This window comes from Wocania arenilitoris (assembly GCF_021728535.1).
Lineage (GTDB): Bacteria > Bacteroidota > Bacteroidia > Flavobacteriales > Flavobacteriaceae > Wocania_A > Wocania_A arenilitoris.
The window spans coordinates 20,156-33,242 of sequence record NZ_JAKKDU010000013.1 but is presented as its reverse complement, the minus strand read 5'-3'; the positions used below and the strand labels follow the sequence as shown (position 1 = coordinate 33,242).

The window sequence follows — 13,087 nt, the reverse complement described above, 5'->3', positions numbered from 1 at the left end:
ATTTAGTAAGGTACGAATTTTGCCTTTTCTGGTAATAAAAACTTCATAAAACTTACTTCTGCATCTGTACCTCTTTTTGTGTACATTCTATCTGTTACATTAAAAAAAGTGAAATCTGTATTTTTAAGGTCTTCATCTGAGATACTCTTTACTATTTTTATTCGTGAAAAATTCGAATTCCATTGTTCTAAATAATTTTTCATTTTTAAAAATTTTTCTTCAATTGATACTTCTGTAAACTGAAAACCAACCTTATCTGATATTGATTTAGCAGGTGACCCTGCATAAATTTCGTTAAAGTTCATATCCTTAGTAACTACAGACCCTACTAATGCCATAGATTTATCTTTCGCTGTAATTGGAGAAACAATACAATGCCCTACAAACCAAACATCATTACCAATAATCATTTCTTTTTCTAAAAAAAATCTACAACCTTCTAAAGTATCTCCATATTTAACATGGCTCCAAATTTGAGAATGGGCACCAATACCACAATTATTACCTATTGTTGTCCCGCCTATAGAATCTATAATACTGTATTGCCCTATCCATGCGTTATGACCAATATGACATGGTAAATAACCATGCACGTTTGTATGATGCTGTATTTTAGAATAATCGCCTAAAGAAAAATCATCACAAATTATCTGTACATTCTCCCCGATATAGCAATTATCTCCAATACTTATTTTTTTGGCTCTACCATTTATTCCTCTTATTTGCGCAGAAGGTTCTATAAACGTATTTTTTCCAATTAAAAGTTCTTCAGCATCTATGTTTTTATATTTCATTTGTAACAATTTTATCTATTATAAAAGATTCTCTGTTTTTAGATTGGTCGAATATTTTTCCTATGTATATACCAACAACTCCAATAATCGTCATTATCATACCAGATAGAAACCAAATAGAAACAATTAAAGAACTATATCCTAATACAGTTATTTCTCCTTTGAGATATTTGTATAAAGTAAAGATGCCAAATAAAAAAGACAGTAATGAAATTACCAAACCAAATTTAACGAAAAGTTTTAAAGGTTTATTTGAAAACGAAATAATTGTATTAAAAGCTAATCTTAAAAGTTTTGAATACGTATAACTTGATTTACCCGAAACTCTTTCTCCATGTTCTACAACTATTGAAGTAGATTTAAAACCAACCCAATTTACAAAAAGAGGGAAAGATTTTATATAATCGTTCATGTTTAAAACAGAGTCTATGACTTTAAAATTATATATTCCGAAATTGGCTACTGAATTATCTAGATTTACATCGGTTAAATACCGATAAATTTTTGAGAAAAATTTTGAGAAAAATTTTTTAAAAAATGTGTCTTTTCTATCAAATCTTTTTGCCAACACAATATCGTACCCTTCCTTGGCTTTACCATACAACTTAACGATTTCTTTTGGCTGATCTTGCAAATCACAATCTAAAACAACCACCCACTCTCCTTTTGCTTGTGATAAACCTGCCATTATAGCTGAATGTTGCCCAAAATTACGACTTAGTCTCACACTTTTTACTCTAGAATTTTGTTTAGATATCTTTTGCATTACCTCCCAACTATTATCTGGACTTCTATCGTCAATCAAAATAACTTCAAAAGGTTCATCTATGTTATTCATTACTTTTTGAATTTCAAAAACCAATTCATCTAATATCTTTTCCGCTTTATAAACAGGACTTACAAATGATATTCTAGGTGTTGCTTTGCTCATAAACGTTAAGGTTTCATTAAAAGGTTATCTATGGTTTTCCAAATAGCTTTAGAAGCTTTTGTAGGTGTTTTTCCAACTACAATTTCATACCATTTTTTGCATTCATTCACATTAGAAAGTTTAGCATCTAAAATCTGTTTTACCAAACTTTCTAAATCGTTTTTATCGGTACAAAAAACAGCAGCTTTATTACTTGGCATGCTTCTAAAATGTACGTATTTATAATTTTGCCCAATATCGCGAATGCCTTTTTTTAATTGCGGTTGCTCGTAATTATAATAAATACAAGGTTTGTTGTGCGCTACAAAATCGAATACGGTTGATGAGCAAACATTAGTTACAAACTCACTATGCTCACAAACATTATAAAGCATTTTAAAATCTTCTGGAGTTGGTAATACTTGATTCCATTGGTTACCTACTTGTTTCCAAATAGGGTCTAATACTTCAATAATGTCTTTATTGGCTTCGATAACGGTATTGTATCTAGATGTAAAATCAACAGGGCATTTTCTGTAAATTACGCCTAAGTTTTCACCTTTATTATTTAAATTTCTAACAGCGTTTGCTAAATCTTCTAAATAATATTGATCTAAAGGTGAAGTGGTTTCATCATCACCAGAATAACAGATGTATTTTTTATTTACATCTAGATTATAATCTTTAAAAAAATCTGCTCTAGATTGCCTTAAATTAGTATCATAATGCGGTTCAAACTGTGGTGTACCTGTTACAAAAACTTGTTTTTCGTTTACAAACGGATAATATTGCAAGACTTGGGCTTTCATTAAGTCGCTCCATACAAAGTAATAATCGGTTTCTACCACTTGCATTGCTTTTGGAACGTTATCCCAAGAATATACAAATGCCACGGTTGGAATCCCTAAATCTTTTGCAGCTAATAAAGCACTAATAGATTGTGTAGCACGTTGTGTTGTACAAAACACTAAATCTGGTTTGTGCTGCTCTAATTGTGCTTTACAATACCTGTACTTTGAGGTAGAACGCTCTAATTTATTAATCTTTTTTCTTAGCTTAACAATGCCTTTTTCAGATGAGTATAGAGCAATCAACCATCTTGTATAGAAGCTTTTAAAACTGTTTTTTATCCCTTTATAATTAAAAGGAAACTTATAAGTTAAATAAACATCCTCATTAAACTTATCTCTAGATACATTTAGTTCTGCTCGTTTTCTTGCTCTAGAATATATTGGTAAAAGTGGATGTACAGAGTGGTCTTCAATTTTAACTTCATTAAAACCTAAATTATCTTTTAACGAAAAAATAGTGTTGTTCCAATAAGTAATATCAAACCCCATTTGCTCACCAATATTTTTAAATTTAGTAAAAGCAAAATTTCTTAAACCAACACCATCTGGAAAAAAAACAAATACTTTTTTCTTCATCTATACACTAAATTTTAAAAGGGCAAGCTACTAATAATTTTATACATAAAGCATCAATAACACCTTGTTTTGGGAGTGTTTGTTTATCTTTAAATAGACCTATTAACATCTCTTTATTTAGCTTATAATCAATAGTATTACACTTATAACTTGGTATTTCTACAGATTCAAAATAATCTTGATATTTTATGTCGTCTCCAAATACATTTTCCGAAAATTTTTGCCATACTGCTGGAATTCCATAAGCATGAGCTACAATAACACCGTGTAAAGATGAAGACACAATCTTTTTACAAGCTAAAATTTTATTTGTTGTTTTTTCAATATCATTCGTCATTAAATCTATTAGTAACAAATCTTTTTCTGTTTTATAAAGTGGTTTTATTTTATTAAAATCGGAATAATGCGGAATAATACCAACCTCGTATTCCTTTTTAATTTTAGGATTGTAATACATTGGCAACAACAAAGCTGGATCGCCATAAACTTCTGGAACATGATAACCTTGTTGTAGTAAATGGGCTCTTGTTTGCGGACCTCTTACTGCTAAAAACTTAGCCTTTTTAATTGGGTACTCTTTAGAAATAATACCGCTTCCCCAAACCACACAGTTTTTGTTTACATGTGTTAAAATACTACCTATGGTAACATAAATTGGCTTAAATAAATTGTAAATTGAATGCTTATTTGGTTTACTCCAAACTACTTTTTTTTTAGATATTTTTTCAACTAAATATTTCCCCAATAAATCACCAAAGTTTTCTTTAGTTTTTCCTTGTAACTTAGTTTCATTCCACCAAAACAATCTAATTTTATTTGATGAAAACATGCTAGATTTTTTGGTTTTTTAGCTTATTGCGTTGAACTTGTTCAATTGGTAAAATATCTTGGTTTTTAAAACTTAAGGCTTTGTAGACTGCATTTAAATCTCTAGATAATTTACGTAAACCCATAGGCTCTAAAGATGCCGCATGGTCTGTGCCTTTCCACGTTCTATCTAAAGTATAATGCCTTTCTACAATATTTGCGCCTAAAGTATATGCTGCCACATCAACTGCAATACCTAAATGATGACCTGAAAAACCGATATGCTTTACATCATTTTTATATTTATCTATTAATAAATTGATGTCTAAAAGACAGACATCTTCAAACGGAACTGGGTAACCCGAAGTACAATTATAAAGTACTAAATCTTTATTTCTGCTATATTTTTTGAATAGATTAACTAAATCTTCAATTTCAGTTTTAGTAGTCATTCCTGTTGAAATATGAATTTCTCCTTTGTAATTTTCACACAACCAGTTTAACATCGCCATATTATTATTACAAGCTGAAGGGATTTTAATAAATTCTGGGTGTATTGAAGTTATTTCTTTTGCAGAAGTTAGATCCCAAACCGATGTTGAATAGGTAATATCAATAGATTCACAAAATTCTTTAAGCGCTTTATGTTGGTTAACATCAAATTCTAAAAATTCGCGGTGTTCGCCATAAGTATTACCATAAGAATTTACAGGATTTGGATGTGGTTTATTGTATTGCTCTTCGGTTAATAATTCTTTATTATGTCGTTTTTGAAACTTTACAGCGTCAACATTACAAAATATTTTAGCCACTTTGATAAGTTCTTTAGCAATTTCAATATCGCCTTTATGGTTACATCCTATTTCAGCTATAACATAGGGTTTTTTATATGTATTCATTTGGTTAGGGCAATTAAAATCTTTTATTATAATTTATTATAAATTCGCAAGCTTCTCTTATGGCACCAGCCCCAGAGTTTTTTGATAGTACAATATCTGCATGCTGTTTTACAATATCGGTGGCATTATTTGGAACTAAAGACCAGCCTACGCTACAGATATTAGTTAAATCGTTAACATCGTCTCCTAAATAGGCTACATTATTAATCGATATACTTTTCTTTTGAATGATGTTTTGTAGCAAACTATACTTATCCTTCACCCCTAAAAATACATTTTCAATTTTTAGCTTTTGCATACGCTTTGCAACCAATTCGGATTGCTCCGAAGTCATTACCATCACCTTAACCCCAAATTGTCTTAAAATCTCTAACCCCATACCATCACGCATATCAAAGTTTTTGGTATGTTCACCATCTTTTGTGTAGCTTATTGTTCCATCTGTAAAGACCCCATCGACATCTAAAATTATATGCGTAATTTTATTAGGCTTTTTTTGAAGTTTTTGACGCTGAATAAGTAATTGTTCAACAATAATCCAGTCGTTTTCAGAATCAATTTCATGTAAAGATTCCTCTGGCATTTTTACTAAAGCAATATTATTGCTAATCCTATTTTTACTTTCCTGCAACGCTTCTTTTGTTGTTACATAAACAGCACCATTTTCAATTAACAAACCATCAAAGTCTTGTCGTCTTGGGCGATTGTTTATATTATAATTAGCTGGTGTTCCATCTTCATACCATGTAAATCTATGTGTATTTACAACTGTTAAAGCCGAATCGTAATTGTCGTCCAATTTATTTAAGCACGCATTGATATTTTCTCTTTTGGTAAACGGCGAAGTAGCTTGAAGCAAGCAAAACACATCAAAATCATGATTTATAGTTTCGGCAAATTCTAACATAGCAAACTCCGTTGAGCTTGTATCGCCTGCGCTTTCTTTGCTTCTTAAAAGTGCTTTCACTTTATTGGTCCAATGGTATTCTTTGTGTATAAAGTCAATAATATCTTGGTCATCTGTATACACATAAACTTTATCTAGATCAGAAAAAATAGCTTCTCCTAAAACCCAAGTAAACAATGGTCTGCCAACCATTTTTCGTTTGTTTTTATTTAGAATACCTTTTGATCCTTTTCTTAATGGAATAAATCCTATTTTTTTCATGTATAAACCTTATAATGTATATTTATGCTAAAGTACAGTTTTGCTTTTTAAATAGCATTTTTTTAATTTCAATTAGTAACTGAATTATACTTCAACAATACTTTTTCTGCTATAATTTGTCTACTGTAATTCGGCTTTATTTTTTCTTGATTAATTCTAAAAGCATTAATTGTTAATTTTGAATCATTAAGCACAGTTAAAATATTCTTTTTTATATACCTATAGTTGTTACAGTCTTCAATTAACAAACCGTTTTCCCTATGTTTAATAACCTCACCCGTAGCTCCTCCAGGGTTAGATTGAATGGGAAAGGCCCCCATAACAATAGCTTCTAATAAAGTATTTGGTATACCGTCAGAATTACTATTACCTATATAAATTAAAGCTTGCCCCATAAGTTTTATAATTTCTAAATGTGGCAAAAATTGTTTTTTACTATAAACATATAAATTTAACCTTTTCTCTAAATTATTATCTATAATAAATTGCTTAACATCATTATCTGCTGCGAAAACTACAATTTTAAAATTAGTTAGTTGACTAGATAGCAGTTTTAAAGCTTTTAATATAGGAATTGCTCTACCAGAGCGTCCTTGATATCCTTTTACTAAAATTAGTGTTCTTACACTTACAGGCAAAATATATTGTTGATAATCTTGTAATGGGTAGCCCCCCCCACCTGGAAAAACACCCAAAACATCCCCCGTAAACCCATATTTTTTTGCTAATTCTACATCGCGTTTGCAATCTGTGAACAAATAATTTACTCTTGGAAGTACTTTTTTTATCTCTTTTAAATATTTAGTTTGATTTTGGAAATAATATAAATCGCTTCCCCAAGAAGAATATATCCACTTTAAGCTATCGTATTTTTTCATAACATTATAGATAGGTGTACAAGCAATATAAAGAACAAAACTATGCACTAGATCTGGTTCTATTTCCTTTAGCTTAGCTTCAAATTTTTTTTCTGTATTATTTTCTAATAAAAAACTTATTTTTCTATACAGCCAAGGCAGTTTTTTTTTTACAAAACTCCTTCCTTTTAGATTAGGGAATTTTTGTTTCCAACCTACAATTTGATTTACCCACGATAGTTTTTCAGAATAACCACCATCTCTAATATCGAACCAATATACTTCATGCTCAGAATTTTTAAGCTGGTTTGTCCATCGTTGAAAATGGATAGAATTCATAGAAACAAGAAGTATTTTCATAAATTGACTATAACTTAATTATTAAGGTTATTTCTTGTAAATCTTTATTAAACATAAGCTTGTAAGGGCAAGTTCTTAAATTTGTTATTATTACTTCTAAAAGCAAATTGTTTATTTCTTGCATGGTTAAATAAACTTTTGTTTTTTTTCCTAAAACTTTTTTCGCCTTTTGTTTAAACGATTTATAATCATCATGCTTTTTTACTGAAACAAAAACAACTAGATCTTTTAACTCTAAAAGCGTACTGTTTACAAACCCTTTTATACATGGTAATTCGTTTGTTATGCTAAAACTTCTATCTATATTTTCTAATTGAATATAATCTTGATCATTATATTCTCCCCAATTAAATTTTGTATTTGCAATAGTTTTTTGAGTTTCCTTAGTAAACTCTAAATATTTTTGATTAATAGCTTCTAAATTAGGATGAAATGGTGCTTTACTATCTTTACTTCTGTATCCTTTAGCATGCCATTGGTGTAGCATTAAAATATCTGTATTAAAATAAAACACCTCTTTATTTGCGTTTTGTAATCTTACATGCACATCTGTATCTTCACTTCCCCATCCATTGTAAAACTCATCGTAACCGTTTATAGATTTTAATATTTGGGTTTGGTACAAAGTCATACCTGTGGCTTCTTTAGCAGACTTAAAATCTATAACATAATTAAAAAAATCTTTGTTTTTTTTTGATTCTATTGAACTTAAAAAACCTACTTGAAAATAAACAGTATCATATTCTTCTTTTAAATGTAATAAAAATTCAATAAACCTTGGATGATAAATCATATCTACATCACCAACAAAAAAGTAGGGGGTTTCACATTTTTTTAAAGCTATATTTATAGCTCTTGATTTACACCATAATTGTTTTTCTGTTAAACAATTTATAACATTAACAAATTTAAATTTTTCTACTAATGTATTTAAACCTTCTGTATAGCTTTTAAAACTACCATAATTAACCAAAATTACTCTAAACTGTTTATTGGTTTGAATTTCTAAAGATTCCAAACAGTTCTTTACTATGCTTAAATCTCGGTTACGGTATGATAGTGCTATGGTTATCATTTAATATTTTTCTTGCAATAAATAATGTCTATATGCCTTATTAAAATCTGTTATACTAAAATGTTTTCTTGAATAGTTAAAAGCATTTAAAGACAAGTTCGAAATTAAAACTTTATTGTTAATTAATTCAAGAATTGCATCCACAAACAGTTTTGCAACATCATCTTCGTTATTACTGTTTTCTATTAAAATACTATTTTCAAAACTAGTCAAATGTTCGCTAATTCCTCCTACATTTGTTGTTATTGGTATAACACCATGCGCCATAGCTTCTATAATTACCATTGGAAATCCTTCCCTACTAGAGGTTATTAATACAAAGGTTAATGATTTGTATAATCTACTCAATGCATCATCATCTGTTATTTCGCCTAAAAAAGAAACTCCAAATTGGTTAATCTTTTTTACATTACTTTTCATGCCAATTCCTACCATTTCAAAATCGATTTGAGGATTGTGTTTTTTTACGGCTTTAGCTATTTTTAAAAATATGTCTGGTCTTTTCTCTTTAGACCACCTTCCTACAAATCCAATTTTCAAACTATCTCTTTCTTTAAAGGTATCGTTTTCTTTAATTTCTATAGCATTTTCAATTACTACTACTCTATCTATTAAGCATTCATTAACTTGATTGTTTTTATAAATCAATAACACATCACCATAAGCTTTTTTATTAATTACAATTCTATGATTAATACTACTACTGCTATTAACATAATGAGACTCTATTGTTGGGTTTTCTTTAGAAATGGCATGGATTAAATCAATTTTAACAATCTCTTCCTTTAACTGTGGTAATAGCTCGTAAAAAAAATTGGTATTGCTTCCAAAAATGCTTTTTATTGATTGGCTTTTATTGATGGTTTTTCCAATATGTACTTTTAAAGCTCTAGTAATGGTATTACTTTTTTTATTGAGTATCTTATTTATTTCAATAATTTGAGCATATTCAGAAAAGTCTTTTTTAAAATTATCAGTTGCAGAATTATGTGTAAATATTACACACAATGATTTATCTTTTACACTTTTAATAATATTTAAATGTACACGCTCTGCCCCTCCTGTTTGAAAATAAGGTAACACAAAAACAATTTGAGCATGCTTTATTTTTTTTATATCGTTTATACAAAACCTAAAAAAATTATAAAATGCCTTTAAATAATTAATTCCTTTTTTTACATTTTTTTTTATCATGAATTAAGATGATGATTTTTTTACTGCTTCGCAACAAATCATCATTCCTTTATTTAATAAGTATGTGTTTTTTACTTCTAAATTAGAGTATTTTTCTATTTGATTTTTTAGAGTGTATGGACTATACCAACAATTATGGTCTGGGTGCACAACTTCTATAAAATGATTTTTGTCTCTGTAATTTCTGTTAATGTGCACTTCGGTAAAACAATTGGGAGCAGTTATTAAAAAGGTATCAGCATTAACTTTTGAAATGTTTTCTAAAAACGTTTTTACATTATCCACATGCTCGATAGTTTCGGGTATAAGACATACATCATATTTGTGATTTTCAATGTTTATATAGTCTGAAAAATATTTTTGATTGACATATTTTTTTAAGTTCTCTATACCTTCTAAATCGACATCGAATCCATGTATTAATTTTGCAACTTTAGCTAATTGGATATGTAAATTTTTTTCTGGTCTAAAAATGGGCCAATCAGTGCATCCAAAATGTAATACATCTTTATTGGCACACCTTTCTTTAAAAAAATCTAACCTATTATCAATATTTTTAACAGTAACTTTTTGTACCCAAAACTTATCAAAACTTTTATAGTTTTTGGTTTTAAAATATTTTGGACTAGGTGACTTTCTTTTAAATGTTTTCTTAATTATTTTTCTAATATTCAATGTTTTATGTTTTTTTAATTAAATTTCACTTTGTAATTCTTCCAAACAATAAACTAAAGGCACTTTACTGTTTTGTATTCATTAGCAATCTTTAAATAATTTACACTTAAAATCTTTTACCCTACTAATCTACTTTTTAAATATATTAAGATAAAAAGTTTTTAATCTGTTTCTTAGTTAATCCCTTATTTTTTAATACACTCCTCTTAAATATATTAATCGAAATTAAAAACTTAAATATTTTATCAATAAAAAGAGGGTTTATATATGGCTTTTTTAACTCTTTTAATTTGAGGTTTTGATCATTTTTAATTGAATCTTTCAAAATTTTAAATTTATCAACTATCCAATCTTCTAAAACATTTCCCATGTGGTACGCATAATTATCATAGGTAGATAATCTATAACCTCCTCGTTTTAATACTGGCTGATCTGTATACAAAAGTTCACTATTACCTCTTATTTTAAAATCGCTATTAATATTAGGCATTTCTAAGAAGACTTCTCTTTTATAAGTTGCTACGAAATGAGAACAGCCTACAACTGCAATTTTATCTTTTTTAAGCTCTAATGTAGCTATTACATCTTTGTACTTTTTATCAAGCCATGGCCAACCAATACTTTTAGCAAATTGTGTCATAGCTTCTGGATTTACTACAGGCGAAAATTTAAGCTTTTTTGAAAATAAAAAACGAAACCAAATATTACTAGTTAATTGAAATTGTTTTCTAAAAACGGGTACAGGGCATACTGCCCCTGCTTTTGGAAAGTTTTTAAAAACTTGAATTACAGCGTCTTCCCATCCATTATCAAACAAAACGTCGGCATCGGTTATAGTTATTAACTGTTCTTCAGCTGTTCGCAATGCTTTTAATATACTGTTAATTTTACCTATTCCCTTTCTTTCAATAATTAGCTCATCGAAGTGATTAGCTTTGTATAAAGTCAATAATTTTTCATTAATACTATCAGAGCTACCATTGCTAATTACAGATATGCCAATGTTGGATGAACTAGTTTTTTTTAGTGAAAACAAACAATAAGTAAAAATTTCGAAAGCATCTTTAAAATAATCTTTTTCGTGAGGAATACAAACAGGTATAATAGCCCGATGAAACCCTCCTCCATTTTCAACTTTTTCTTCGTTACTTGGGTTATTACCTTTGCGCATAAAACTCTATTAATTTTTTTATTCCTTCATCTAAACTTACCAAGTCTCTATTTAAAATTAATTTCATTTTTGATATATCTGGACATCGTCTTGCCATATCACCTTCTTCTAAAGCAGGCAAATGTATTATCTTACTTTTGGAATTGGTTAATTTAATAATTTCTTTAGCTAAAGATAAAATAGTCTGCTCTTTATCACTTCCAATATTTATTATAGCATTAACGCAAGTGGTATTTGTTATAGATTTTAAACAAGTTTCTACATTATCATCTACATAACAAAACGAACGTGTTTGCATACCATCTCCATAAATACTAATATCTTCATCTCGGAGTGCTAATTTTAAAAACCGGGGTAACACAAAATCTTCGCTTTGATTTGGCCCATAGGTATTAAAAAACCTAAAAATTGTGTATTCCAAACCATATTCTTGATAATACGATTTAAAAAAAGCTTCACCAACATTTTTCACTATCGCATAAGGTAATCTTGAATTTAATGGAGTAGTTTTTTCATTTTGAGGAATTTCGAAAGGCTCCCCATATACCTCAGATGAACTGGAATAGAATACACGCTTAACACCAGAGTTTTTTGATAATGACAACACATTTCTAATTCCTTCAATATCGTTTAAAACACGCATAGGATACTCCAAAGTACGCTTTACACCAACTAAAGCAGCATAATGAAATACATAGTCAAAATTGTATCTTGCAAAAATTGGTGCTATATCAGCATACAAGTTGACATCAGACTTTATAAAGTGTACATTATTTAATTTTGGGACTTTATCAAGACTTCCTGTAGATAAGTTATCTACAATAATAATAGTATTAGATTTGTCTTTTGCTAAATACAACGCTAGTGTGCCACCAACATTTCCTGCACCTCCTGTTATTAAATATGTTTTCAAATCTTTAATTTTTATGGCATAATATAAATTTACTAAAAAAACCTAAACCTATTTTTTTTAGTAAATTTATAATTGATAGTTTTATTTTTAGTGCTCTTCGGCTACCCCATTTATCATGATATTTAATAACTGCATCTATCATTTTATCATCATTAAGTACCCAAACCCAGTTTTCTTTTATTATATACTTAGGTGTTCTTTTTGGTAGTTTTTCCAACTCTAATAGTTGTCCTTGGTTATTCGCTCTTCCTTCAAGGTGTAACACTTTCGCTTTAGTTACTAACGCATGATTAATATTATATTTAATAAGCTGCATGGCATAATCAAAATCTGCGTAGTAGAAATTAAAACGTTCATCTAACTTTTTAATCTTTTTTATTACACTATTGTGCATAACTATACACCACCCAGTTATGTGTTTTTGTATTTGATAGCCACAAACATAGTCATTATTTAATACTACCTCGTTTGGCAGTTTATTTGATTTTGCATCATAAGGTGAAAAGGATTTTAATGTACGGTTAGTGCTAGCTACTTTAAACAGTTCTACTAACCAATTCTTATCAAAAATAACATCATTATTGCTTAATATATAATATTCTCCTTTTGAGTGACTAATTCCAACATTTAAAAACTTATGAAAATTAAAAACCTCTTCAATAACAATAATTTTTAAATTAGGCACCTCATAATTATAGTTTGATGCTTTATTACTTTCTACTAATATTATTTCATAATCTTTATTAACAGTTTTAGCGCTATCTATAAATGTTTTAAAACACTCTTTATTCATTTCGAAAATCCGATTTGAATTTGTATTAGAAAGCACTATTAAAG

Annotated in this window: 13 protein-coding genes; all 13 read right to left on the bottom strand. The window is 28.8% G+C overall.

The window, feature by feature from the left end; all coding sequences use genetic code 11:
- Positions 1-2: 2 nt before the first annotated feature.
- The 13 genes from L3X37_RS11410 to L3X37_RS11350 all read right to left on the bottom strand — a co-directional run bounded on the left by L3X37_RS11410 (position 3) and on the right by L3X37_RS11350 (position 13,043).
- Positions 3-794, bottom strand: coding sequence for an acyltransferase (locus tag L3X37_RS11410; RefSeq protein ID WP_237240303.1), 792 nt, complete (start codon positions 792-794; stop codon positions 3-5).
- Positions 784-1,725, bottom strand: a complete 942-nt coding sequence (locus L3X37_RS11405) for a glycosyltransferase family 2 protein (RefSeq protein WP_237240302.1) — start codon at positions 1,723-1,725, stop codon at positions 784-786. The genes L3X37_RS11410 and L3X37_RS11405 overlap by 11 nt, the downstream gene beginning before the upstream one ends.
- A 5-nt stretch (positions 1,726-1,730) precedes the next feature.
- On the bottom strand, positions 1,731-3,131 hold the full coding sequence (locus L3X37_RS11400; protein WP_237240301.1) for a glycosyltransferase family 28 protein: 1,401 nt from the start codon (positions 3,129-3,131) through the stop codon (positions 1,731-1,733).
- A 7-nt stretch (positions 3,132-3,138) separates the two neighbouring features.
- Complete coding sequence (locus tag L3X37_RS11395; protein ID WP_237240300.1) at positions 3,139-3,960, bottom strand: polysaccharide pyruvyl transferase family protein; 822 nt, start codon at positions 3,958-3,960, stop codon at positions 3,139-3,141.
- Between the two features lies 1 nt (position 3,961).
- On the bottom strand, positions 3,962-4,837 hold the full coding sequence (locus tag L3X37_RS11390; RefSeq protein WP_237240299.1) for an N-acetylneuraminate synthase family protein: 876 nt from the start codon (positions 4,835-4,837) through the stop codon (positions 3,962-3,964).
- 13 nt (positions 4,838-4,850) lie between these two features.
- Positions 4,851-6,005 carry an acylneuraminate cytidylyltransferase gene (locus L3X37_RS11385; RefSeq protein ID WP_237240298.1) on the bottom strand — a complete coding sequence of 385 codons (1,155 nt, stop codon included), beginning with the start codon at positions 6,003-6,005 and terminating at the stop codon, positions 4,851-4,853.
- Between the two features lie 68 nt (positions 6,006-6,073).
- Positions 6,074-7,222, bottom strand: a complete 1,149-nt coding sequence (locus L3X37_RS11380) for a glycosyltransferase (RefSeq protein ID WP_237240297.1) — start codon at positions 7,220-7,222, stop codon at positions 6,074-6,076.
- 7 nt (positions 7,223-7,229) lie between these two features.
- Positions 7,230-8,297 carry a glycosyltransferase family 2 protein gene (locus tag L3X37_RS11375; RefSeq protein WP_237240296.1) on the bottom strand — a complete coding sequence of 356 codons (1,068 nt, stop codon included), beginning with the start codon at positions 8,295-8,297 and terminating at the stop codon, positions 7,230-7,232.
- Positions 8,298-9,491, bottom strand: coding sequence for a glycosyltransferase family 4 protein (locus L3X37_RS11370; RefSeq protein ID WP_237240295.1), 1,194 nt, complete (start codon positions 9,489-9,491; stop codon positions 8,298-8,300).
- 3 nt (positions 9,492-9,494) lie between these two features.
- Positions 9,495-10,166 carry a class I SAM-dependent methyltransferase gene (locus L3X37_RS11365; protein ID WP_237240294.1) on the bottom strand — a complete coding sequence of 224 codons (672 nt, stop codon included), beginning with the start codon at positions 10,164-10,166 and terminating at the stop codon, positions 9,495-9,497.
- Positions 10,167-10,311: 145 nt separating this feature from the next.
- On the bottom strand, positions 10,312-11,337 hold the full coding sequence (locus L3X37_RS11360) for a glycosyltransferase family A protein (RefSeq protein ID WP_237240293.1): 1,026 nt from the start codon (positions 11,335-11,337) through the stop codon (positions 10,312-10,314).
- Complete coding sequence (locus L3X37_RS11355; RefSeq protein ID WP_237240292.1) at positions 11,324-12,250, bottom strand: NAD-dependent epimerase/dehydratase family protein; 927 nt, start codon at positions 12,248-12,250, stop codon at positions 11,324-11,326. Before L3X37_RS11355 ends, L3X37_RS11360 begins: the two co-directional genes overlap by 14 nt.
- Positions 12,251-12,254: 4 nt before the next feature.
- Positions 12,255-13,043 (bottom strand): glycosyltransferase, encoded by a 789-nt coding sequence (locus tag L3X37_RS11350; protein ID WP_237240291.1) that lies wholly within the window; start codon positions 13,041-13,043, stop codon positions 12,255-12,257.
- Between the last annotated feature and the right edge of the window lie 44 nt (positions 13,044-13,087).